The 23,882-nt window shown below is 28.2% G+C and carries 26 protein-coding genes and 1 other RNA gene; 4 read left to right on the top strand and 23 right to left on the bottom strand.

All coding sequences use genetic code 11. From position 1 onward, the window contains the following. The first annotated feature begins 68 nt into the window (after positions 1-68). The 3 genes from QX51_RS10705 to QX51_RS10695 are packed head-to-tail and all read left to right on the top strand — an operon-like array spanning position 69 to position 1,143. On the top strand, positions 69-278 hold the full coding sequence (locus QX51_RS10705; protein WP_039679909.1) for a spore coat associated protein CotJA: 210 nt from the start codon (positions 69-71) through the stop codon (positions 276-278). After that, complete coding sequence (locus QX51_RS10700; RefSeq protein WP_039679908.1) at positions 278-544, top strand: spore coat protein CotJB; 267 nt, start codon at positions 278-280, stop codon at positions 542-544. Before QX51_RS10705 ends, QX51_RS10700 begins: the two co-directional genes overlap by 1 nt. A 26-nt stretch (positions 545-570) precedes the next feature. Beyond that, a complete protein-coding gene (locus QX51_RS10695) occupies positions 571-1,143 on the top strand; it encodes a manganese catalase family protein (RefSeq protein ID WP_039679907.1) in 573 nt (190 codons plus the stop codon). 88 nt (positions 1,144-1,231) lie between these two features. On the opposite strand, the gene QX51_RS10690 is transcribed toward QX51_RS10695, so the two are convergent. The 15 genes from QX51_RS10690 to QX51_RS10625 form a co-directional block, all read right to left on the bottom strand. Next, complete coding sequence (locus QX51_RS10690; protein WP_039679906.1) at positions 1,232-1,633, bottom strand: hypothetical protein; 402 nt, start codon at positions 1,631-1,633, stop codon at positions 1,232-1,234. A gap of 116 nt (positions 1,634-1,749) precedes the next feature. Further along, positions 1,750-2,208: a hypothetical protein gene (locus QX51_RS10685; protein WP_039679905.1), complete on the bottom strand. Its 459-nt coding sequence runs from the start codon at positions 2,206-2,208 to the stop codon at positions 1,750-1,752. Between the two features lie 16 nt (positions 2,209-2,224). Continuing rightward, complete coding sequence (locus tag QX51_RS10680) at positions 2,225-3,040, bottom strand: N-acetylmuramoyl-L-alanine amidase family protein (protein WP_052233000.1); 816 nt, start codon at positions 3,038-3,040, stop codon at positions 2,225-2,227. Between the two features lie 86 nt (positions 3,041-3,126). Next, entirely contained in the window at positions 3,127-3,639 is a 513-nt protein-coding gene (locus QX51_RS10675; protein ID WP_039679904.1) for an amidase domain-containing protein, read from the bottom strand. Positions 3,640-3,654: 15 nt separating this feature from the next. Then, on the bottom strand, positions 3,655-4,335 hold the full coding sequence (locus tag QX51_RS10670) for a DUF3298 domain-containing protein (protein WP_039679903.1): 681 nt from the start codon (positions 4,333-4,335) through the stop codon (positions 3,655-3,657). Between the two features lie 176 nt (positions 4,336-4,511). Beyond that, positions 4,512-5,507 carry a C40 family peptidase gene (locus tag QX51_RS10665; RefSeq protein ID WP_052232999.1) on the bottom strand — a complete coding sequence of 332 codons (996 nt, stop codon included), beginning with the start codon at positions 5,505-5,507 and terminating at the stop codon, positions 4,512-4,514. A gap of 128 nt (positions 5,508-5,635) precedes the next feature. Continuing rightward, entirely contained in the window at positions 5,636-6,397 is a 762-nt protein-coding gene (locus QX51_RS10660) for a glycosyltransferase family 2 protein (protein ID WP_039679902.1), read from the bottom strand. Between the two features lie 162 nt (positions 6,398-6,559). After that, positions 6,560-7,234, bottom strand: a complete 675-nt coding sequence (locus QX51_RS10655) for a sugar transferase (protein WP_039679901.1) — start codon at positions 7,232-7,234, stop codon at positions 6,560-6,562. Positions 7,235-7,451: 217 nt separating this feature from the next. After that, positions 7,452-9,464 carry an LTA synthase family protein gene (locus QX51_RS10650; RefSeq protein ID WP_039679900.1) on the bottom strand — a complete coding sequence of 671 codons (2,013 nt, stop codon included), beginning with the start codon at positions 9,462-9,464 and terminating at the stop codon, positions 7,452-7,454. Positions 9,465-9,626: 162 nt separating this feature from the next. After that, positions 9,627-10,988 (bottom strand): N-acetylmuramoyl-L-alanine amidase family protein, encoded by a 1,362-nt coding sequence (locus tag QX51_RS19995; protein WP_082007829.1) that lies wholly within the window; start codon positions 10,986-10,988, stop codon positions 9,627-9,629. Between the two features lie 96 nt (positions 10,989-11,084). Further along, positions 11,085-11,522 (bottom strand): COG2426 family protein, encoded by a 438-nt coding sequence (locus QX51_RS10640; RefSeq protein ID WP_039679899.1) that lies wholly within the window; start codon positions 11,520-11,522, stop codon positions 11,085-11,087. Positions 11,523-11,542: 20 nt separating this feature from the next. Then, positions 11,543-12,592 (bottom strand): UDP-glucose 4-epimerase GalE, encoded by a 1,050-nt coding sequence (galE, locus tag QX51_RS10635; protein WP_039679898.1) that lies wholly within the window; start codon positions 12,590-12,592, stop codon positions 11,543-11,545. 144 nt (positions 12,593-12,736) lie between these two features. Next, complete coding sequence (locus tag QX51_RS10630) at positions 12,737-13,858, bottom strand: SH3 domain-containing protein (RefSeq protein WP_039679897.1); 1,122 nt, start codon at positions 13,856-13,858, stop codon at positions 12,737-12,739. 177 nt (positions 13,859-14,035) lie between these two features. Continuing rightward, positions 14,036-14,380: RNase P RNA component class A (rnpB, locus tag QX51_RS19530), an RNA gene on the bottom strand. 166 nt (positions 14,381-14,546) lie between these two features. After that, positions 14,547-15,755, bottom strand: a complete 1,209-nt coding sequence (locus tag QX51_RS10625; RefSeq protein ID WP_039679896.1) for a NupC/NupG family nucleoside CNT transporter — start codon at positions 15,753-15,755, stop codon at positions 14,547-14,549. Between the two features lie 505 nt (positions 15,756-16,260). On the opposite strand from QX51_RS10625, the gene brnQ reads away from it, so the two are divergent. Then, positions 16,261-17,553 (top strand): branched-chain amino acid transport system II carrier protein, encoded by a 1,293-nt coding sequence (gene brnQ, locus QX51_RS10620; protein ID WP_039679895.1) that lies wholly within the window; start codon positions 16,261-16,263, stop codon positions 17,551-17,553. Between the two features lie 152 nt (positions 17,554-17,705). On the opposite strand, the gene QX51_RS19520 is transcribed toward brnQ, so the two are convergent. The 8 genes from QX51_RS19520 to QX51_RS10580 form a co-directional block, all read right to left on the bottom strand. Next, positions 17,706-18,479 (bottom strand): SH3 domain-containing protein, encoded by a 774-nt coding sequence (locus QX51_RS19520; protein WP_052232998.1) that lies wholly within the window; start codon positions 18,477-18,479, stop codon positions 17,706-17,708. A gap of 584 nt (positions 18,480-19,063) precedes the next feature. After that, positions 19,064-19,357 (bottom strand): metal-sensing transcriptional repressor, encoded by a 294-nt coding sequence (locus QX51_RS10610; RefSeq protein ID WP_039679894.1) that lies wholly within the window; start codon positions 19,355-19,357, stop codon positions 19,064-19,066. A 24-nt stretch (positions 19,358-19,381) separates the two neighbouring features. Beyond that, positions 19,382-20,710 (bottom strand): MATE family efflux transporter, encoded by a 1,329-nt coding sequence (locus tag QX51_RS10605; RefSeq protein WP_039679893.1) that lies wholly within the window; start codon positions 20,708-20,710, stop codon positions 19,382-19,384. Between the two features lie 176 nt (positions 20,711-20,886). Then, positions 20,887-21,390 carry a 2-amino-4-hydroxy-6-hydroxymethyldihydropteridine diphosphokinase gene (gene folK, locus QX51_RS10600; protein ID WP_039679892.1) on the bottom strand — a complete coding sequence of 168 codons (504 nt, stop codon included), beginning with the start codon at positions 21,388-21,390 and terminating at the stop codon, positions 20,887-20,889. Then, a complete protein-coding gene (folB, locus tag QX51_RS10595; protein WP_039679891.1) occupies positions 21,383-21,748 on the bottom strand; it encodes a dihydroneopterin aldolase in 366 nt (121 codons plus the stop codon). The genes folK and folB overlap by 8 nt, the downstream gene beginning before the upstream one ends. A gap of 2 nt (positions 21,749-21,750) precedes the next feature. Next, positions 21,751-22,542 carry a dihydropteroate synthase gene (folP, locus tag QX51_RS10590; RefSeq protein WP_039679890.1) on the bottom strand — a complete coding sequence of 264 codons (792 nt, stop codon included), beginning with the start codon at positions 22,540-22,542 and terminating at the stop codon, positions 21,751-21,753. Between the two features lie 21 nt (positions 22,543-22,563). Next, a complete protein-coding gene (gene folE, locus QX51_RS10585) occupies positions 22,564-23,145 on the bottom strand; it encodes a GTP cyclohydrolase I FolE (RefSeq protein ID WP_039679889.1) in 582 nt (193 codons plus the stop codon). 15 nt (positions 23,146-23,160) lie between these two features. Then, positions 23,161-23,829, bottom strand: coding sequence for a hypothetical protein (locus QX51_RS10580; protein WP_039679888.1), 669 nt, complete (start codon positions 23,827-23,829; stop codon positions 23,161-23,163). Positions 23,830-23,882: the final 53 nt, after the last annotated feature.

Genomic DNA, 23,882 nt, shown 5'->3' with positions numbered 1-23,882 from the left:
TTTCGAATAATTTGAATAGTATAGAATTAAGATAGAAATATCTAATTCAACAAGGAGGTTTTGACAATATGGAAAATACATCTCGAGGAGTGTCACAAAACTGTGGCTGCTGTTTAGTAAGACCATATGTGAATGATCAAGTGCTAACAAAAATATATAATCTTGAATGTGCATTAAAATATGGAACAATTTTTCCAGAATTAAACTTATATGATTCTGAAATGTACAACCCAGCATTATATTCATCACCTAGAAAAAGAGTAGGAGGTAGAAAATAATGGCTAGTATGAGCAGAGGAGAACAAATAGTAAAAATTCAAGAACTATGCTTTGCATGCGTAGATTTAAATTTGTATTTAGATAATCATCCAGAAGATAAAAATGCTGTATGTTTATATAACTCTCTTGGGCAACAGTTTGAGCAAGCAGTTAAAGCTTATGAAAAAAAATACGGACCTTTGATGAACTTTGGTCATAGTAGCAGCGCTTGTCCTTTCCAATGGGTTGACGACCCTTGGCCATGGCAAAAAGAATATTATGAATAGATAAAAAAATAGGGGGATTTAAATATATGTGGATATATGAAAAAACATTACAATTTCCAGTTGTTTTAAGATGTAAAGATTTAAGAATGGCTAAACTTATAATGACTCAACTTGGTGGCCCAAATGGAGAGATGGCTGCTGCACTTAGATATTTACAACAAAGATATACAATGCCTACTGGAAAAACAAAAGGGCTATTAACAGATATTGGTACAGAAGAATTAGCTCATGTTGAGGTAATATCCTCTATGCTTTATCAATTAACTGAGGATGCAACACCAGAAGAAATGAAAGCATGTGGATTAGGGCCAAACTTTGCCCAATTTGGACATGGCTTGCAACCAAGCGATGCAAATGGTTCTCCTTTTACAACTTCTTATATTAATGTATTTGGAGATTCTATAACTAACTTGCACGAAGATATGGCAGCTGAGCAAAAAGCACTTGCTACTTATTATCAATTAATCAATCTTACTGATGATGTTGATATAATTGCTGTTTTAAGATTTTTAGCAGAAAGAGAAATCGTTCATTATCAAAGATTTGGGGAGGCTTTGATGGATGTTTATGATTATACCGATTGTAAGAAAATATTTTAATATTTAAAAATATATTTAAAAAGGTTGCAGGTAAATAGAGTGTTAAATTTTTTACCTGCAACCTTTTATATTTTATTTAGATCAAAATTTACATTTTTGATAGTGCTTTTATTTTTGTATTTTCTATCAAATCGTAAAAATTAATTATATTATCTCCATCTTCGTTAATAAAATATTGTAAATGACATATTACTTCTTTAATGTATACACTTTCTTCTCTGTCATAAAAATCATAATATAAATCCTTCAAATATTGTAAATAGCATTTATTTATTCTAAGTTTTACATAAATACTTTCTTTCATGTTTTCATTTATTTTATCCTTTAATATAGTATAAACACATCTATATTCTTTACTTAATTTTTTTTCTTTTAACTTTTCTATTAATAGTGACTTTATTCCCTCTGCTGACTCTTTATTAATAAATACATTTATAAAGTAATTCCCTCTACAGTATTTAAATTGATAAAAATCAGTTATTTTACACATAATTAATCCTTTCTTTTAAAATTTCTTATTTGAAATTATTACCATTATGTGTAATTTTTTATACGTATTTATTATAAACATAGAAAATCCTTAAGCAAATGCTTAAGGATTTTCTATTAATTATTTTTAAAGTCCATCATCATACTATCTCCAAGTATGTCTTGAAACTTAATATATTCTTTTTTTACTAATATTATTAACAACTCACGAAGTAAATCAATCACTATTTCTCCATTGAAATCATCCACCAATGATATATAAGGAACTTGAAGTATAAGTTCATTACTTTGACTAAGTACAAATTTATTTGCTGTATATGATATATTTAAATCATTGATTAACTTTAATACTTCTTCTCGTTTATCTTCTAACGTTAGTTTTCCAAAGAAAATATTTATCATTGTATAAGCAGATTCGCTTAAAATAATAGCTGTTAAACAATTATTAGCATAAATATCTTGAAATGATCTAAATAAAACTAGGTTATCTTTTTCTACAATAGTAAACATATTTTCCATAGATTTCTTCCTTAGGGCTTCCTCTAATAAAACTTTTTTTACTTGTAGATTTTCCATTCTTCTTCCTCCTGTTTTATCCTTGAGCATCTAAAAAAGATAATATTCCTTGAGATATTCCTTCTGCCAAATCTTTCTGGAACTCAGGATTTGTTAATTTTTTTTCTTCCTTAGGATTACTTAAAAAACCACATTGTAATAATATAGCTGGCATATTATTATTTTTTAATATATCGAATGTAAAAGGTGTAACTCCTCTATCCTTTAAATCCACATAGGCTGCCACAGACTTTTGTACTAGTGTAGCAAGTTCATCCGAAGCATCATTCGCTCCTACTCTATAAAATGTTTGAACTCCCTCTGCAGTAGGGTCCTCATTTCCCGCCATACGAATAGATACAAAAACATCAGCATTTTGTTTATTTCCATCTTCTACTCTTTCACTATTAGATAATGCTATGTCTGTATTTCTAGATACAACCACACTAATGTCTCCTTGAGAAGATAATCTTGATGATACCAATTTACTTATTTGTAAATTCACATCTTTTTCTAAAATACCATTTTTAGTTTTATATCCTGCATCAGCACCTCCACGACCTACATCAATATATACTACATATTTCTTCTTTTCGGTAGTATTCTCCTCTTCCAAATCAAATTGTTTATCTTTATTTACTTTACTTGTATCTTCACCTTCTCCAAATACCGCTGTAATAAGAGAGCCTACATTCTCTTTTGCCACAGATACACCTGATGCTACAGCTTGGAAGGCCTTAAATAAACCAAATGTCAATATTAATAAACATACAACTACAAGAACCAATTTTCTTTTATCTATTCTAGTTGTTTTTTTTCTTCTATGTTTTCCTTTTTTACTTTTTCTTGCCATAATTTCACCCTTCTTAGCATATTATCCCTTATAATGAAAATAATTCTGATAAATTTATTTTAACACCAAGAAAGATTCTTTTCAACTTACTTATAATATCCAAATATTTTTAAATATCGCCTTTCACCCACTTTTAAACTTAAAGGATAATCTAATAAATCATAAGTATTTTGACTTATTAGATAGTCATACACTTCATCCCCATCTAACAAAATCCTAGTGATTATCATTGTATGATATGCCTTGCCATCTTTAATAAGTTGAACAACATCACCAAGCTCCAATTCATCATAATCAGCTTCTGCCGCATATACACCAAAATTATCAGTATCATCATTATTATTCCCAGTAAAATACTCAAAAAAAGGCTGCGCTCCAGTCCAACTAGGTGTTCTATTTTTATCGCTATACCAATACCATTTTTTCATCACATTGCCGCCATAAGGATCCATTGGTACTCCACCAGCATTAACACACTGAGAAATATAGTTAGTACAATTTCCTCCCCACTCTTCATAATCTTGAAATCTAGGATTCCTATCCAGTGCCCACCGTCTTGCATACTGAACAGCCCCCATTCTATCATATTCATAAAACATAGATTCACCCCAATACTAAAGTATTATTTTCTTTACAATATTTTTTATGGCGTATTCACTAAGGTAATGATAAATTTTATTAAAAGGTATTTTAAACTCAAGTAGATTTAAGATATTTTCATCTATTTCACAAGACGAAAAAGGTAATATTAAATATTCATGAGTAAAATAAAATATATTTTCTTCATCTAAACAAATACTATCTTCACATATATAATGTAAATAATCTTCTACATATCCTTCAAATTCCATAAACAAAGTTTTAATTTGAATTATTATATATTTTTTAAGTACTTTTATATAGTCTACATTTTCCTTGAACAAATCTTTTAAAACAATCTCTTTTTTCAACTTAAAATCATAATTATAACCTTTTAAGTAACTTATATCATAGAATCCTGCTAATTGTGAAAATTCAATAGCTAAGCTAATTATGTCTTTTGATACATATCCAACTTGAAATTCAGTAAGACTATTTATATGAATATGTTCTTCATTACTTACGTTATAGCTATCTTCTACCACATCCATAAAAGCCATTATATCTTCAAAAATAACTTGGTTAATACTTTCTATCATTTCATTTTTTAAATAATCTTTGTCATTCTTTTCTTTATAGTATATCTTAGGAATGTTTATATAGTATTTAATATAATCTTTCTCATATTGTAAAAGTTCTTTTGCAATTACTATCATAATCGCTCCCCTCTCTTTTATACACAAGATACAATCTTTATACTTTTATATTTAATAATATGAGAATTAATTTATTTTTATTATTTATAAAAAATTTGATTAGCTTCATATATATGGGTTTTCTATTAAAAAAGGGCTATAATGAAAATAAAATTTTCATCATAACCCTTTTTTAATTAATCAATTATTCTTCTTGCTGTTACATATCCTTTTACATAGTATGAAGTTGATAAACTTTCATATCTCACTGTTTTTCCTGGACTAGGCGAGTGAACAAACTTATTGTTTCCTACATACATTCCTACGTGACGTATAGTATTCGTACCACTATTGAAGAATATTAAATCTCCTGGTTTCAAATTGCTCTTGCTAACATATTTTCCATTTGATGCCTGATCCCTAGAGCTTCTGTTTAAGTATATCCCTGCTTTTTTATAACAGTAATATGTAAGTCCTGAACAATCAAAAGAATTTGGTCCTGCTGCACCATATACATAAGGCTTACCTACTTGAGCTTTAACAGCAGATACTACTGTATCAATTTTTTTGTTTGTTGTAGATGATGTTGATTTTTTTGTATATGAAACTTTTATATCACTAGAATCTCCTGAATATGTTTTCATATAATCAGAAGATACATATCCTGTTAAGGAATTGGATAATTTAACCTTAGACCATCCATTACTATATGATTTTATTACCCCTACAACACTACCTTTTTTAATAGTTTTTTTAACACTATAATTTGTTCCAGGTCCTTTTCTAACATTTAGTTTTGTAGATGTCACTTTTCCAACTCTCGTTATAGTATCATTATTTTCATTCGATGTTCCTGAAATAGTTTTTAATTTAGAATAATCATTACTAATATATCTAGTACTACCTTTATATTCAACTTTATACCAACCATTGCTGCATGTAGAAATATATTTAAGTTGTGTTCCTTCTGTTACTGTTCCTGCTATAGAATCGTCCGTACTTGGACCTTTTCTAACATTAAGAGCATAACATCTTACTTCTACAACTTTAGTCGCTTTCTCTCTTTGAGTACTAGATGTAACTTGTTTAGCTTCCACATTTTCATTTAAAGCAACTACTGGCAACATGCTTGTAGTAAGCATCCCCACTGCCATAGCCTTCGATATTACTTTCTTATTTTTATTAAAAATCATACTCCACACATCCCCCCTTTTGTAACTTATTTCTCTCCATTATATCATAGTTCAGATTTAAATTTCCATATTTTAACAAAAATAAAAATTATATAGCAAATTTTTACTAAAAAACAGGATTATTTAGTTTACTTCTTATAACTATTTTTTATAAATCCATTTATCATATATTTATAAAAGCAGTATAAAGCTTTTTTTAATGGTAATTTTTCAATTTTAATATATATATTCCAAGTCCACATAGCTGCCTTTATTTTATTATGACTTATAGATGTTTTAGATTTTCTATAAGAAGATAAAACCTCATTTAATCCATAAGCTGTTACACCATTTTTTAATATTTTAAGCCATAAAATAAAATCTTCATGATGATAGTTTTCAAACTTTATTGGAGTATCTATTTTTAGTCTATCTATCATTACAGTCAAACAACCTATGTCATTTCCTTTTAATAACCTGTTATAATCTTCATATTCCTTTGCTTCAATAATTTTATTTAAACTTTCATTACTTTCATCTATCAAATCATAAGCAGTGTATGTAAATGCATAGTTATTTTTCAACATAAAATTTATTTGATTTTTAATTTTATTCTTTTTATACAAATCATCTGTGTCTAAAAATGAAATAAATCTACCATTCGCATTTTCAACTCCTATATTACGAGCTGCCCAAACTCCCTTATTTTCATTACATTTTATATATTTAACAAAGGGAAAAGTATTGGTATATTTTTTTATTATATTTTCACTATTATCCGTTGAACCATCATCAATAATTATCATCTCTATATTTTTATAACTTTGATTTAACACACTTTTTATACATTCTTCAATATATGTTTCTCCATTATATATAGGTGTAATTATAGATACTAAATTATCTTCCACATAGATTCCCCCTCTTTATTTACAATTAAAATAGGGAGAGATTGTCATTAATCTCTCCCTATTTTTCGTTATGTTATACTTTTGTTATATTTTTATTACCCTATTATATATATTTTACGAAAATATTTCAAGAAAAGTTATGATGAATAATAAATTTTTTCTTTATCTAGCACCTTCTCCAGTAAAAATTACCTTAACAGTTCTAAATAATATGGAAAAATCTAAAAAAACACTTCTATTTTTAATATAATATAAATCTTCTTTTATTTTATCTTCTGGAGATATGTCATATCCTCCATGTACTTGAGCATATCCTGTAAGACCTGGTTTAATCACCAGTCGATTAATAAAACCTGGTATCTGATCATTAAATTCCATAGTTAAAGTAGGTCTTTCTGGCCTAGGACCAATTATACTCATTTCACCTTTTAAAATATTTAAAAACTGTGGTATTTCATCTATTCTTGTTTTTCTTATGAATTTTCCCACCTTTGTAATTCTTGGATCATTTTTCTCAGCCCATATGGCTCCGTTAGTTTCTGAATTAACCCTCATGGATCTTAATTTATATATAAAGATTATCCTACCATCCTTACCCAATCTATCTTGTTTATAAAAAACAGGACCTCCGTCTTCTTTTTTTATTAAGAAACCAAAAACTATTATTATAGGTATAGAAATTACCAACCCAATTATCGCAACTATTATGTCTAGTATTCTATGATATATTTTAAATAAGAAAGAGTCATTTACTATGGAATAGTCTATGCTTGATGTTATTTCATCACTAAAATCACAAACATTGCCCTCAAATTTTTCAATATACTGACCCATCATTGTGCTATACCTCCCTATGCACAAATATACTTACAACTTACCATATTATTCCATTTAACATTATATTAACATTATAGTTTATAAATTTCTTTATATCAATATTTTTAATTTGTTTTCAAAGTTTTTCATATTAAATTCACACAACTATTAAAATAGTTTTACATTTACATTAATTCTCTTTAACAAAAAACAGATGCTTAAAAACATCTGTTTTAGTTTATTTTTTATTCATTGCAATTTTATCTTGTGATAAAGAAATGCTATTTGATTCACTTAGAAGTCCATCATTACGACCTAGTTGTTTTACAACCAGTGTATCACCATTATCTACCGATTTTATTTTTAAAGTCTTATCATCCACAAATATAGTATCTATTTTCTTATTATTTATATAAGCAGAGCTATTTTTTGTAAAATTTAATCCTTTTATTAAAATAGACTCTTTTTCCTGTTCAAAAGAAGAAATAGTAACATCGTCTATTCCCATTTTCATATTATTTTTTTTAGGTTTTTCTTCATTTTTTAAATAATAATTTTTACCAAATAATATATCATACTCTAATAATTCTTCATATTTTACATAATCTTTATCATCTTTTAAATAAGTACGGAATTTTTCCATCGGTCCATATTTAAGCCCTGCTAATTGCATAGCCATACTGCTAATATTATAGGCTTCTGTATTATTAAAATCAGAATTATTCACTTTAAAATTACTATAAAAAGCAAAAGGAGCTTTATATGCATCTAAATAAATTTTTTCATTTTGAAATAAATTTAATGCAGGCATATGATCTGAATAAAATACAACCATAGTATCTTCATCACTATTATCTACCATTTCCATAACATCGCCTATAAAATCATCTGTCTCTTTTATTTGATTGGCATAATAATATAATTGATTTTTATCTACATCTGATAAATTTCCACTTATTTTTATAGGAAAATCATATGTTTTTAAAGCATCTCTTGGATATGAGCTATGACCTTGTACTGATATAGTATAAACTAAGTCACTTTCTGGTGTACTATCAAGTGCTTTTTTTATATATTTAGTTAATATGGTATCTTTAACCCAACCTTTTTCATTCTTCTCGTAACCATTCATATATTCTAATGAAGTAAATGTATCAAACCCAAGTTTCTCATACGCATTGTTTCTTGTATAGAAATTTCCTTGGAAATTATGAATAGCATGCGCACTGTATCCTTCAGATTTAAGAGTAGTCGCAAGAGAATTATAGTACTTTCCTTTTAATATAGTATTATAAGGGATTTCTCCTGGAGTTAAGTAATCTATATTATTTCCTGTCATTACTTCATATTCAGTTCTTACAGTTCCTCCACCTGTTGTCGGAACATTTGCCATATAACCTTTACTTTTATCACATATTTTTCTGTAGTTTGGAATAGGATCTTCACTAAAATTAGCTTCCTTTATCTTTGTTGGATCCATAAAGGCCTCTAGTTGTATAAAAATCATATTAGGCTTATTTGAATTCAATTTTCTATTATCTTCTTTTTCTTTTTTATCTACCTTTGCTCTAATTTCTTCAATTGCGGATTTACTATATCCTTCGGGCTTTACTCTTACATACTTTACTGCTGATTCTATTGTAGAAAATACATATCCATTTTTCTTATAAGATGATGTTATGTCCCATCTCATATATCCCATCTTTCCACTAGCATACTCTGCATTAGTTACTATAGGAAAAGCAATAAATATAATTAATGCTAATATTATATTTGTTGCACTTGTTATTCTTTTATTACTGTTTTCTTTTTTAAACAAATAGACTGTTATACATATTACTGCTATTACAGATAACAATACACCAATAATCATTGGTAAGGTAACATAATTTCCAGCTATCTCTAACCCTTCTCCAATAGAGTAAACATCTGAAAAAGTAAGAGGCACTCCTCTTACACTAAATAAATATTTACTAATTCCTGAAATAGTTAGGATTATAAAAGAAATTAAAAAATAAAAAGTTTTCTTTCTTTTTAATACAAATATTAAAGATGTGATCAATAATATTAACATATAGTTAACAAAAAACACACCAGGTTTATTTAATAACAATAATTTAACATACCTTAATTTTCCTCTTAATAAATATTCAGTTATGATTAATAGAAAAAGTCCTCCTATTAACCAAAGCATAACTTCTTTAATTGACTCCTTATTAATCTTAAAGAGTGCTTTCAAATCATTCTTCATTTATGGTTCCCCCATTACATTCTTTTTCTCTATTTGAAAATTATATACTATTTAAGAGCAAAATACAAAAGATATAACCTTAAGTTTTTCTTACATTTTTGTCATAAATTTGTAAGAAAAAAGCCTCCTCATTATTTAATTAATGAGGAGGCTTTTATATATTTATATTGCTTCTTCTAAAGAGGTACCTTCACTATCTTCTTGCATTTCATCTAGTTGTAAATCGTGTATTTGTTTAGAATCATCTGTTTTTTTAGATTCATCTATTGGGTTTGTTTCATCTGTATTCTCTTCTAATTTCACTTTGTTTATTATCTTTCCTGTTTCATTAAAGGTATAAGTATAGCCCTTTATCTCTACTTTACAAGATTTATAAGCTTTGCCTTTACTACCAAAATAGTAAGAATCATTATTTATCTTAATCTCTTTATCTGTAATCATTTTTCCGTTACTGCCAAAGTAATAATAGTCAGCTCCTATTTGAACTTTTTTATTAGCAACCATTACATAATTCTTATCAAAGTAATAATATGAATCACCTATATATCTCTTATCTTTTAATGCTTGCCCCTTGTTATCTCCAGACTTTTTAAAGTAATATTTTTTACCAGATATTGTTTGCCATCCAGTTTTCATTTTTCCATCTTTACCAAAGTAGTAATAGTTATCTCCTATTTTAACCTTTTTATTAGTAACCATCACATAATTTTTATCAAAGTAGTAGTATGAACCACTTATATATACCTTACCTTTTAGCGCTTGGCCATTACTATCTCCTGATTTCTTGAAGTAATATTTCTTACCAGATATTGTTTGCCATCCAGTTCTTCTTACTCCATCTTTTCCTAAATAGTATTTCTTACCAGATATTATTTTTAAACCAGTTTGCATTCTTCCCTTACTATCAAAGTAATAAGTTTTATTATTAATAGTGTACCATCCTGTTGCATATTTACCATTTGATTTACAATAATACTTATATCCATTTATTGTATGCCATGCTTTTCTAAGTTTTATGTTGTATTGTCTAGCTATCCAAGCGTCACTATTAGATGTATTTTTTATTATTACTGTAGCTCCTACTCTTATTTTATTATATAGCCACTCTACATCCTTGTTATGCATTCTGATACATCCGCCACTTATGTGTTTACCAATAGAACGTTCATTATTATTTCCATGAATTCCATATGTAGTTCCATAACCATACATATTTAGACCCATCCATCTTTTCCCTAAAGGATTTCTTGGATCCCCCCCAGGAATTCCGCCTTTATAGTAAGGTCTGTTTTTAATTTTATTTACTATAGTTGTCTTTCTCTGTGGTGTCGGTGTACTTGCTTTTCCTGTTGCACATTTAAATTTTCTTACTAAAGTATAATTTTCGTAAAAATTTAAAGTATTATTTTTTGAATTAACTATAATTAACTGATGAGTTGCTGCGTTTGATACTGGTATGCTTGAAGCTAATATCATAACTGTTGCTAATAATATTGTACAAAAGGATTTAAATCTTTTTTTCATAATTTATCCCCCTTTCATAATTAAGATAAAATATTATACAATAACATTTTAACATATTTTCCCATGTGAAAGGAGTATAATTTGGTTACATATCTATTAAATTATATGATATGATAAAAAACTTACAATTAATCCAGATAATACATTACCGATAAAAATACCACTTAGTGCATCTTTAAGTCTCATTTTTAAAATTGATGCAATAGCTGCTGCTGTCCAAGTTCCCGTTGTTGGAAAAGGTACACCTACAAATAAGATAATACCTATCATCGATACGGCCTTCATTTTCTTCATGCTTACTTCTATTTTGTTGTCAATTTTGTTTAATAAATAGATAAATATCTTTTTTTCTCTTAAGAATTTCACTACATGTCTATATGCTAAAACAAGAGGTATGCCAACCAGTGTAGATCCTAACACACTGGCAATATATACTCCTATAGGATTTAAATCTAAAGCTATGCCTATAGGTATAGCTCCTCTCAACTCTGTAACAGGAACCATTGATAAAATCATTATTCTTAAATACTCCAATTCATACCTCCTTTTAAGAATTATATTTCAGATGTAATCATATCTAATAATTCACTATTTTCTTCATAGCCTTTCGGATTGTTAATTTGCCATCTCCATGAATCTTCACACATTCTTTCAATACCAAATTCCGCCTTCCATCCCAACTCTTTATATGCTTTAGTTGGATCTGCATAACACATATCTATATCTCCTGGTCTTCTATCAGTAACCTTGTATGGTATTTCTATGTGATTTACCTTCTCAAATGAATCAACTAAATCTAAAACACTGTAACCTTGACCTGTTCCTAGATTATAAATTACCAAGCCTGGCTTTTCTTCAAGTTTTTTAAGTGCAGCCAAATGACCTTTTGCTAAATCAACTACATGTATGTAGTCTCTAACACCTGTTCCGTCTGGCGTATTATAATCATTTCCAAACACACTAAGTTCTTTTAACTGACCAACAGCTACCTTTGTTATGTAAGGCATTAAATTGTTTGGTATACCATTTGGCTCCTCTCCTATTATACCACTAATATGTGCCCCGATTGGATTAAAATATCTGAGAATAGCTAAATTCAAATTGTTATTTGCCTTACTTAAATCTCTCATTATATCCTCTATCATAAGCTTAGTAGCACCATAAGGGTTTGTTGTTGATAAAGGAAAATCTTCTCTTATTGGACAAGTTTTTGGTTTTCCATATACTGTAGCTGATGATGAAAACACAAAGTTATTTACATTAAACTCTTTCATTAGCTCAAATACAACTAGTGTGCCCACTAGATTATTTTTATAATATTCTAAAGGTTTTTTTACAGATTCTCCAACTGCTTTAAACGCTGCAAAATGTATTATTGAATCAATATTATTTTCTTCAAAAACCTTTTTAAATGAATCCTTCTTTGTCACATCTATATTATAGAATTTAAACTCCTTATTTGTTATTTTTCTTATTCTATCTAACACTAATATGCTGCTATTAGACAAATTATCTACTATTACTACCTCATAATTTTCATTTAACAACTCCACAACTGTATGACTACCTATATATCCTGCCCCTCCAGTAACTAGTATCATAATTATCCCCCCAAAATTAATAATTATATTTTTTAATCACAAGTTAAATTTACCATATTTTTGCATATGCTTCAATTTATATCCTTTTTACTTATATACAAAAAACATCTTATATTATTGCATAAGATGTTTTTTCATAAAAAATATTTATTTTATATATACGGATGCACAATATCCTACTGTATTATTATAACTTACTTTTAGCCATCCGTTTGTTTCTTCATATATCTTAATGCTTGCCCCACTTGGCATTGTCAGCAACTTATTTCCATCTAAACTTGGTAAATCTCTAAGATTTACCCTAGCTATTGTATTGCCCCATTTATAATCTTGTGTTATTTTTGATGTTAAATAATTTGTACTCACCCATCCCAATTTGTTATTATATTTTACTTGTGCCCAAGTTTTACTACTATTGTATGATAAAACGCTCAATTTAGAGTTTTTAGGTATAGTACATATTTTAGAGCTGTTAATACTTGGACTTGTTCTAAAATTCACGTTTGCGCTTGTATATAATATATTATCATTATTTGAATTATCAATATCACTTACCTTTTTTAAATAAGATTTACAAACCCAGCCTTCATTTCCATTAAAATTAAATTTTATCCAATCACCATATTTATCAAAAGCTATAGGTTTTAATATTATACATTTAGATAAAACTCCTATTTTTTTATAATTAGATGAAGGCCCAGTTCTAACATTAACTGGAGAAGTAGTTATATAATCTTCATACTTATAATTATTATCTTCTTCTTGAGAAGTCATTTTTTCTATATAAGTTGCATTAACCCAACCAATTTCATTCTTATAACTAACTTTTGCCCATTTATTATCATTGGAAGTATCAATAACTTCAACTTGACTACCCTTTGGCATAGTTAAAATTATTACATTATCTGTAGAAGGCCCTTTTCTTAGATTTAACCTCTCTTTTGTTTTATAACTTCCAGGTTTGATATCTACATCATTATTATCTTCAACTATTTTAACATATTTTGCACAAACCCATACATATTGATTGTTATACTTAATTTTAACCCATAATTTATCTTGTGAATACTCTAATGGTGTCACTAAGGTTCCTTGTTTTAAAGTTCCTGTAGATATGTAGTCTATTCCTGGCCCTTTTCTCATATTTAAATTATTCATTAAATAATACTGATTTTCCCCTAATTTCTCAGCTTGAGCAAGAACCAAACCAGATGATATGGTTGTACCTACTACTAAAGAACCTAGTAATACTTTTTCAAAGCTTTTCATTCATTTACCCCCCATTTTTACAAAAATATTCTTTTTTATTAAAACTTTAGCATATATTAAGTTAGAAATCCAATTTTTTCTAATAATTATTTTGCTAACTTACTAATTAGTAGTAATTTCATCTAATTTTGACTTCTAATTTATAGGCATAAAAAAAGAACCCTATTAGGATTCTTATAATCAAGCAAATCTATAAGCGGAGTTCTGTATTTGATAATCATCTATCTAGGCATATTGTCACCAATATGCTCAAGCGACCTACCTACCGGAGAGTGCGAGCAACACTCTTTTAGCCCTATTTTGGTCTTGCTCCAGGTGGGGTTTACACGGCTTTCTCAGTCACCTGAGAAACGGTGAGCTCTTACCTCGCCTTTTCATCCTTACCAAGAAAATTCTTGGCGGTAATTTTCTGTTGCACTTTCCTTAGGATCACTCCCACTAGGCGTTACCTAGCACCCTGCTCTATGGAGCTCCGACTTTCCTCACGTAGCTAATGCTACCTGCGATTATCTGACTTACTTAATCTTTAAATATCTTACCATATAAAAATATTTTTGTCAAAACCATTATATTCCAATAAGTGATGTGATAGAAAATAACTTCATTTAAGAAGCATATAAATTAAACATTCATTCAAAGAATTTATTATAACAAAAAAGGAGCTTCGAAAGCTCCTTTTTAATATAAACTATATAGCCGCTATTAAACCAACAACTAGTGCACTTAGTAAACTTACTAAGAAACCACCAACCATTCCTCTAAATGCTAGTTTGGCTAATTGGCCTCTTTTTTCTGGACAAAATACAGATATTCCAGATATACATACACCGATAGAGCTTATATTTGCAAATCCACATAGTGAAATAGAAAGCATTAAAGCTGTTCTTGGATCAAGAGTTTTTATAACTTCTCCTAATTGTCCAAATGCAACAAATTCATTTAAAACTAACTTGCTTCCTAGCAATTGACCTGCAAGCTGAGCACTATTTGTATCAAGACCCATTAAATATCCTATTGGTGCAAATAATACTGAAAATATTTGCTCTAAAGATAATCCAAATACTCCAAGAACACCATTAACTAGAGCAACTAAAGATAGAACTGCTATAAGTGAAGCACCTATACCAAGTGCCATATTAAGCCCATCATTTGCTCCTTGAGATATTGCTGATATTAAATTTGGATTATCACCTTTATTGTCAATCTTAACTTCTTCAGCTTCATCTATTTTTAATTCTTTATTTTCTGGTAATATAAGTTTTGAGACTACTATACTACCAAGAGGAACTAAAGCTCCACCTATTAATAAGTATTTCATTGGTATACCCATACCTGCATATCCCATAAGTACTGTAGCAGACATACTACCCATTCCCGAAACTAAAACAAGCATTATTTCACTTTCACTCATTTTTTTTAAGTATTTACTTACTAATATTGGTGATTCAGTTTGTCCAAGGAACATATTTGCTGTAGCAACAAAACTTTCTACTTTTGAAGTTCCAAGTATTTTACCTATAATTCCTCCTATAACTGAAACAACTGCTCCTATAACTCCTAAGTAGTATAGAGCCGCAACTAGAGCAGATATAAATATGATGTTTCCTAAAACCTGTATTCCAAATACAAACCCTGTTGGTGCTCCACCATCAGCTAATGGTCCAAATACAAATGCTAAACCTTCACTTCCGTAACCTAGTATATTAGTTACAACATCAGATACCTTCTCAATTACCACTTGCCCTAAAGGGAATTTAACTAGCAAGAATGCTAATATAAATTGTAATACTAATGCTTTTAATATCATCTTCTTATCTATTAACTTTTTATTTGAAGAGAATAAGTATAATGCACCTAGTAAAACAACGATACCTATTATGTTTAATAATATTGTCATTTTATCAACCCATCTTCCATATTTTTTATATTAATTTTTTTATATATATTAATACATTAATCATTATATACTGTATCCACAAATCATTTCAATATTTTTATACAAATTTCTACATTTTTCTACATATGCTTCTATTAATTCCATAAAAAATAATAAAAAATATATATTGACAATTTTCTGTAAATTTTGTATCATTATAAAAAAGAAATAAAAATAATACTATAAATTTTGGAGAATGATAATGAAAAATATAAGTCTAACTAATAAAGCACAACTTAATATATATTATTTTAGCTACTTTAGATAGGTTTGTATTTATGAGATATATAAAATCATCATAGATACAAATCTTTAAAATTTGTATCTATGATGGCTAAAATTAATTTGTTATGCGAAGCCACATAGATAATCACTATGTGGCTTTTATCAATCCTAGGCAAAAAAGCCACATAGTGAATGCTATGTGGCTTTTTATATATTAAAATATAAATTTGAGGTGTGAAAAATGAAAAAAAATAAAGATATTATAATAATTGGTTTTGCCCTTTTTTCTATGTTCTTTGGAGCAGGAAACTTAATATTCCCTCCTTTTATAGGGATGACATCAGGTAGTGATTGGCTAACAAGTTTTTTAGGCTTTGTTTTAGCTGATGTAGGAATAATTTTATTGTCAATAAATGCAGTAGCTAAGTCTAGTTCTTTCCAAAATGTTGTTGGAAAAGCTGGCAAAAATTTTGGAATTACTTTAGAGGTTATAATGATGCTTTGTCTTGGTCCTATTTTAGTTATACCAAGGACAGCAGCTACAACATTTGAAATGAGTATAACTCCACTTACTTCTTCTGTTAATTCAATAATATTTTCTATCTTATTCTTTGGTTTAACATTTATATTAACTATAAGACCAACAAAAGTTATGGATATAATCGGAAAATTCTTAACACCTATACTTTTACTTGCTTTAGGGATTTTAATTACTAAAGGGGTTGTATCTCCTATTGGAAAATTAAGTAATAATTATAGCGACGGTCTATTTGTAAACGGACTTACTCAAGGGTACCAAACTATGGATGCCTTAGGAATTGGTGGAGTTACAGCTTTAATAATGACTTCTTTTATAAGCAAAGGATATACTGATAAAAAAGAAAATATCTCTATGACTTTAAAATCTGCACTTATTGCTGGAAGTGGTCTAGTTATTGTATATGGTGGTTTAGCATACTTAGGTGCTACAGTTTCAACAATGTACGATACATCTATTTCTCAAACTGCACTACTTGTAAATATAACTAATAGTTTATTAGGTAAAAGTGGGATTATATTATTAGGAATAATAGTTGCCTTTGCGTGTCTTACTACATCAATAGGTTTAACTTCAGTTACTGCAAAATATTTTGAAGATGTAACTAATAAAAAATTAAAATACACACATTTAGTTGCTTTTATTTGTATATTTAGTTCTATAGCTTCTAATTTAGGTGTAGATAGAATAATAGCTATTGCAGCTCCAATTTTAACTATTATATACCCTGTCTCAATTTTATTAGTTCTTATGAGTACTTTTAATAAATATTTTACTAAACCTGCTGTATTTAAGTGCTCTGCTTATGCAACTTTATTAATAAGTCTATTGAATGTTGTTGATAGCTTAGGTTTAAACATAAACTTTGTACATAAATTACCTTTAGATTCTATAGGATTCAACTGGGTTATACCAGCTATAATCGGAGGATTTATTGGTAAATTCATGATAAAAGATAAAAATAAACAAGAAAATTTAAATAAAATTAGTGCATAAAAATTCGCTTCAGATACATCCGTTGATTGAGCGACGTGTCTGTGAAGCATTTTCATTTAAAATAAGTTGAAATTTATAATTTATACACAAATCAGATAAATTACAAATTCCTTTAATGTAAAAAATGGCCAACAATTAGTTGGCCATTTTTCTTATTTTAAAATTTCTATTGTTATATTTCTTATACCCCAGTCATTACAATTTTTTTCTGTTGGCATAAATATATCTATTGTATTACCTTTTATTGCTCCACCAGTATCTTCTGCCGTGAATACTTTATCTAATTCTTTTATATAAACCTTAGTTCCATATGGTATTACGCTTGGATCTACTGCTATTGTTCCGTATTTAGGCACTGTTCCTGTAGCTGTTATTCCATCACCAGTATATGCATAAGCTTTAACATTTAAAGTCTTTACTACACTTGATGAAGAATTTGATGAAGAACTTGCTGAAGATGTGCTTACATAATCATCACATACCCATCCGGTATTATCTTGAGAGTATTGAATCTTATGCCATCCATTATTTGATAATAGTATTTCTACTTTTTCACCTTTACTTAGTTTTCCTACTATTGAATATGATGTTGATGCTCCACTTCTTACATTTAATACATTTGCTGTTACTGTTCCTGTAACAGTATTCTTTGTTATATAGTCGTCACATGACCATCCAGTCTGATTGTTATCATATTCTATTTTATACCACCCATCATTTGATGATAATATTTCTACTTTTTCACCTTTACTAACTTTTCCTACTACTGAGTATGATGTTGATGCTCCACTTCTTACATTTAATACATTTGCTGTTACCGTTCCTGTAACATTAGCTGCATCGACTTTATTTATTGGCGCGAAAGCTGATACAGTTAACATCATAGCTGCTGTTAATGTCATTGTTCTTATTGTCTTTTTTATCATACGTCTTCCCCCATTGTTGTTTTTATTTTAATTTAATATTTTTCGTTATTGTCGAATTTTGTAATTCCTTAAATCTATTTTATTACATTTTTGTAACTTTTAAAAGGTTTTTTTATGAAAAAGTTACAAATCAGTAACATATTTTTTATTTTTTCATTTATTTAAAGTAGCCAAACTTAAGTATTTTCAACATCTTAACTCTTATACTTGCTTTAATATTACTTAGAAAAATTATTTTATTTTTTTTAACTTTTTTTCGTTTTTATGCATAAAAAAAGAGGATAAAAATCCTCTCTTTTTCCTATATATTACATTAATCAAATTTACACATGACTATTTTGGTGCTATAAATCAAAACTTTTACAATGGAGCTTTTACTTTAAAAGCATTATTAAATAGTACGTTATTAATATATATACCACCTTTTTTGCCTTTAAAACATTTTAATATGTATTATTTTTTTAATATAATATACTTAATTACCAATTATTTATAGGAAGTCTGCAATACATTTATATAATTTACACTATTTTTAAATGATTATAGAAAAAATAATAAAATAAGGACGAGAATTTTTCTCGTCCTTATTTTATAAATTTATCTATTGCGCTATTTAAATCTTGAAGTACCTTATCATCACCAGTTTCTACAGCATCTACAATACAATGTTCTATGTGGTCTTGCAAAATTATTTTTCCTATATTATTAATAGAAGATTTTACAGCTGAAACCTGTATTAAAACTTCACTACAATCTCTTCCCTCTTCCACCATTCTTTTAACAGACTCCAAATGTCCAATTGCTCTAGATAGTCTATTAATTACTGCTTTTGTATTTTTATGAGAATGATTGTGGTTATGTTCTTTATTATTTTCCATATTAGTCATCTCCCTTCATATTAATTATATAGTTATACTTTTCCATTTTCCATGATTAAATCTTATCATAAGTAAAAATGCTCTAACAGTAATGTCAAGTGCATATGCTATCCACACCCCAAATAATCCCATATTCATTATTACACCTAGAAAATATCCTATCCCTACTCTAACACCCCAAATTCCAATTAATGTGGCATACATAGGAAATTTAGTATCTCCAGCTCCTTGTAAAGCACTTGTAAAAATTTGTGTTATCGCTATAAAACATTGAAATAATGCTATTAATCTCAATACATTAACAACCATAATTTGAACTTCTTTAGTATTTGTAAATATTGTTACTATTTGTGGAGCAAATATAAATAAAAGTATTCCTATTACTACCATACAAATAGTAGTAATTACATCGGCTAAATATACTATTTCTTTAGACTTTTCACTATCTCCCTCTCCAAGTGTAATGCCAACAAGTGTTGCCGTCGCGACACCAAATCCAAGTGCTGGAATATAAGTGTAACTTTCAATATTACCTGCAATATTATGAGCCACATAAGCTGATACTCCAATAGAAATAATCATACTATTATAAACCAGTTGACCTAATCTCATAATTAATTTTTCCATTCCTGCAGGTGCTCCAATTTTAATTATTGATTTTAAAGTCTCTCTTCCATCTTTTAATACTTCTTTGTTCAATTTTATATTAATATTATTCATTTTTAACTTAATTAATAATATTACAACATTCATACATCTAGAAATTGTTGTTGCCAAAGCTAAACCTACAATTCCCATATTCATATTTATAAAAAGTATGTTTAATATTATATTTAATATATTTGCAAAAGCCGTAGCAATCATTGGTGTTTTTGTATCCTTGGTAGCTCTTAAGCAACTGGATAAAATTAAAGATAAACACAAAAAAATAATTGGAACTACAACAACTAAATAATAAGGTGTGGCAAGATTTAAAATTTCATGTCTTGCACCACATATTTTTAAAATCGGTTCATAAAATAATATATTAATTATTCCTACAATTAAACTTATTATAATTCCTAAAAAGATTGACTGAGTAGTTGCTTCTTTAACCTTATTCATTTCTTCTCTTCCAAAATTTCTTGCAACAACTGCACTTGTTCCTACACTAATAGCAGTAAAAAACACAATAAATACATTCATAATCAAATTAGTCACACCTATAGCTGCAATAGCTTTATCACTGATTTGTCCCGCAAAATAAGTATCAACAGTTCCAAGTAAAGTTTGAAGTATATTCTCTATAATTACAGGAATAGCCAATGTAGTAATAGTAATTATGTTATTTTTATTTTTAACTAAATACGCCATAATACTCCTCCTCATATCCCCCCTAGGAGGTTATAAGAATTGTAGCACTACCTTCCCCGAACTTCAATAACAAAATTAAAAATACCCTTCACATAAAAAAAGCCTAATTCACACAAAATATGTAAACTAGACCTTTATTTTTATATAGCTTTTGATTTTTATTCTTTAAACCTATACTATAAAACTTCTATATTAATACTAACTTCTTTAACCTCATCTCTTTCTTCTTTACTTAATTTTGAAAGATAATAAGATATATGTTTATTATCAATATTTAATTCTTCATTTAAATCCATAAGTGGAATTAGCACAAAAGCTCTTTCTTTTATTCTTGGATGTGGTAGTGTTAAACTTTCATCATCACTTATCATATTATTAAAAAATAAAATATCCACATCTATAGTTCTAGGTCCCCACCTTATCACTCTCACCCTATTTAGCTCTTCCTCTATAAGATGACAGACTTTTAATAATTCTCCTGGAGATAGTTCCGTTTCTATTTCAACACATATATTAAGAAAATCAGCTTGCTCTGTATATCCCCATGCTTTTGTTTCATATACATTTGATATTTTTAATATATTAATTTGAGTATGGTTTTGAAGTATTTCACAAGCTTGTCTTAAATACCCTTCTCTATCTCCAATATTAGTTCCCAGACCTAAGTAAGCTTTATTCATTTCTACCTCTCCTAATTTCAACTGCAAAATAATCAAAATTTCCACTTACAGGTGCTTCTGGTTTTTTAACTCTAACCATGATAGATTGAATCATACTGTAACTATCTAAAACTTCCTTTGCAATTGTCTCTGCCAAAGCTTCTATTAAATCAAATCTTTTATTTTCTGTTATGTCTTTTATTATTTCATATACATCTGCATAACTAACAGATTTAGTCAAATCATCACTTTTTCCTGCTTCTTTTGTATCAAGGAGAAGTTCTGCATCTATAAAAAACTTTTGTCCTAGAACTTTTTCTGCTTCCAAAACTCCGTGATATGCATAAAATCCTAAATTACTTAAAATTATCTTATCCATAATTAACCCCTATATAGTTTATCTGCAATTTTTGCAGCTTGTAAATTTTCTGCTACATCATGAACCCTTACTATCTCTACTCCATCTCTTATTCCAGAAACTGTAGTTGCAACTGTAGCCTCTATTCTTTCTCTCGGCTCTCCGCCAACTATATTTCCTAGAACTGATTTCCTTGAAGTTCCAAGTAAAACTGGATATCCTAAAGTTTTAAGTTCATTCAATCTTTTTAATACTTCTAAATTTTGTTCAAAAGTTTTTCCAAATCCTATACCCGGATCTAAAACTATATTCTCTTTTTTAACTCCTGCTTTTAAAGCTTTATCTATACTATTTTGTAAAAATTCTTTTATACTCTCCATTATATCTTTTTCATAATTCGTTCCTTCTTGATTATGCATTATACAAACAGATGCATCGTATTTACTAATAACAGTTGCCATGTCTTCGTCATAAGTTAATCCCCAAACATCATTAACCATATCAGCTCCAAGCTTCAAAGCTTCTTCGGCTACTTGAGATTTGTAAGTATCTATAGATATAGGTACATCTATATTATTTTTAAGTACTTTTATAACAGGAGCTATTCTTTTTATTTCTTCTTCAGCAGAAACAAATTTGTGACCTGGTCTAGTGGATTCGCCTCCTACATCTATTATGTCTGCCCCTTCTTCAACCATTTCTTTAGCATGTTTAACTGCTATTTCTACATTTGTATAGTTACCTCCATCAGAAAAACTATCTGGAGTTACATTTAAAATTCCCATTATGTAAGTTTTTTTGCCATATTCAAACATAAATCTTCTCCCTATATATTATTAATCAAATTTTATTAAACTCATTGCTTCACTTCTAGCTAGGGCGTCTGTTTCAAAAATTCCTCTAACTGCAGAAGTTATCGTCTTACTTCCTGGTTTTTTTACACCACGCATGGTCATGCACATATGCTCAGCTTCTACCACAACCATTACTCCGTAAGGTTCTAATTCTTCCATTATAATATTTGCAGTTTCCTTTGTAATTCTTTCCTGTAATTGAGGTCTTCTAGCAAAAGTTTCAATTACTCTTGCTAATTTAGATAACCCTGTAAGTCTTCCATCCTTTGGTACATACACAACATGCGCCTTTCCGAAAAATGGTACTAAATGATGTTCACAACTTGAATAAAAAGGTATGTCTTTTACTACTACCATTTCCTCATGGTTTTCGTTTTTGAATAAAACTTTTAGATGTTGTCTTGGATCTTCATGAAGTCCACTAAATATTTCTTCATACATTCTTGCCACTCTATCTGGTGTACCTATCAACCCTTCTCTATCAGGATCTTCCCCTATAGCTATCAATATGTCTCTAACTGCCTTTTCTATGGCAGGCTTATCAACTGTTCTTTTTTCCCCCATTTTTCTCCTCCCAATTTACAAGTTTCTAAAAACATAATCTGTTACTTTTATTATTTTTTTATATTTATTAAATCCACTAACATTACATATTAATTTATATAATGTAGGATCTTGCATTTTTAAAGATTTTAATAACTTTTTATCTTTTGGTAACCAAATATCATTAATTAGATAATACATTTTTATTATTTTTTCTAAATACATATAAATTAAAAAATCATATTCAAAGTCTTCATATTCCTCTTTATTTTTTAATCTTGAAATATCTGAAAGTAATTGTTCCACTTGAAATCGTTTTTCACTTGAAGATATTTTAGTAGGCCCCTCTTTATATTTTTCTCCACATAATGACAAAATTCCTTTTCCTAAATCATTTTCATCATATAATAATTTTCCATCTTTTATATTCAGAAAAAAATATGTTTTATTTTCAAGAAAACTATAACATCCTTCTACAGAAATATAATTAAAATCAAACTCTATTCCATTAATCTTTTCAATTTTTCTAATTTGATTTTCTTCTTGATTCTCTACAATAATAAATAAGTCTATATCATTTATTTTACAATTCTCTTCATATATGTTATCTTTACTTGATCCCACGTGAATAATAGACTTTACATTTTTATTTTTCTTTAGATTTTCTATTACTTCAAAAAAGGTATTGTAAGCATTATTATTCATATTATTCCTCCTAGAAGTAAGAGTATCTATTTGTTATGTTTTTGTCAATAATA

The organism is Terrisporobacter othiniensis (genome assembly GCF_000808015.1).
GTDB lineage: Bacteria > Bacillota > Clostridia > Peptostreptococcales > Peptostreptococcaceae > Terrisporobacter > Terrisporobacter muris.
This window is presented reverse-complemented; position numbering and strand designations above follow the sequence as displayed.

Coding starts and splice junctions, on each gene's coding strand:
- QX51_RS10605 (WP_039679893.1), bottom strand. CDS start 20,710: ATGGCGTATTTAGTTAAAAATAAAAATAACATAATTACTATTACTACA.
- QX51_RS10680 (WP_052233000.1), bottom strand. CDS start 3,040: ATGGCAAGAAAAAGTAAAAAAGGAAAACATAGAAGAAAAAAAACAACT.
- QX51_RS10675 (WP_039679904.1), bottom strand. CDS start 3,639: ATGTTTTATGAATATGATAGAATGGGGGCTGTTCAGTATGCAAGACGG.
- QX51_RS10610 (WP_039679894.1), bottom strand. CDS start 19,357: ATGGAAAATAATAAAGAACATAACCACAATCATTCTCATAAAAATACA.
- QX51_RS10580 (WP_039679888.1), bottom strand. CDS start 23,829: ATGAATAATAATGCTTACAATACCTTTTTTGAAGTAATAGAAAATCTA.
- QX51_RS10665 (WP_052232999.1), bottom strand. CDS start 5,507: ATGATTTTTAATAAAAATAAGAAAGTAATATCGAAGGCTATGGCAGTG.
- QX51_RS10655 (WP_039679901.1), bottom strand. CDS start 7,234: ATGATGGGTCAGTATATTGAAAAATTTGAGGGCAATGTTTGTGATTTT.
- QX51_RS10670 (WP_039679903.1), bottom strand. CDS start 4,335: ATGATAGTAATTGCAAAAGAACTTTTACAATATGAGAAAGATTATATT.
- QX51_RS19995 (WP_082007829.1), bottom strand. CDS start 10,988: ATGAAAAAAAGATTTAAATCCTTTTGTACAATATTATTAGCAACAGTT.
- QX51_RS10685 (WP_039679905.1), bottom strand. CDS start 2,208: ATGGAAAATCTACAAGTAAAAAAAGTTTTATTAGAGGAAGCCCTAAGG.
- brnQ (WP_039679895.1), top strand. CDS start 16,261: ATGAAAAAAAATAAAGATATTATAATAATTGGTTTTGCCCTTTTTTCT.
- folK (WP_039679892.1), bottom strand. CDS start 21,390: ATGAATAAAGCTTACTTAGGTCTGGGAACTAATATTGGAGATAGAGAA.
- QX51_RS19520 (WP_052232998.1), bottom strand. CDS start 18,479: ATGATAAAAAAGACAATAAGAACAATGACATTAACAGCAGCTATGATG.
- folE (WP_039679889.1), bottom strand. CDS start 23,145: ATGGGGGAAAAAAGAACAGTTGATAAGCCTGCCATAGAAAAGGCAGTT.
- QX51_RS10690 (WP_039679906.1), bottom strand. CDS start 1,633: ATGTGTAAAATAACTGATTTTTATCAATTTAAATACTGTAGAGGGAAT.
- QX51_RS10625 (WP_039679896.1), bottom strand. CDS start 15,755: ATGACAATATTATTAAACATAATAGGTATCGTTGTTTTACTAGGTGCA.
- QX51_RS10630 (WP_039679897.1), bottom strand. CDS start 13,858: ATGAAAAGCTTTGAAAAAGTATTACTAGGTTCTTTAGTAGTAGGTACA.
- QX51_RS10650 (WP_039679900.1), bottom strand. CDS start 9,464: ATGAAGAATGATTTGAAAGCACTCTTTAAGATTAATAAGGAGTCAATT.
- folB (WP_039679891.1), bottom strand. CDS start 21,748: ATGGATAAGATAATTTTAAGTAATTTAGGATTTTATGCATATCACGGA.
- QX51_RS10700 (WP_039679908.1), top strand. CDS start 278: ATGGCTAGTATGAGCAGAGGAGAACAAATAGTAAAAATTCAAGAACTA.
- QX51_RS10705 (WP_039679909.1), top strand. CDS start 69: ATGGAAAATACATCTCGAGGAGTGTCACAAAACTGTGGCTGCTGTTTA.
- QX51_RS10695 (WP_039679907.1), top strand. CDS start 571: ATGTGGATATATGAAAAAACATTACAATTTCCAGTTGTTTTAAGATGT.
- folP (WP_039679890.1), bottom strand. CDS start 22,542: ATGTTTGAATATGGCAAAAAAACTTACATAATGGGAATTTTAAATGTA.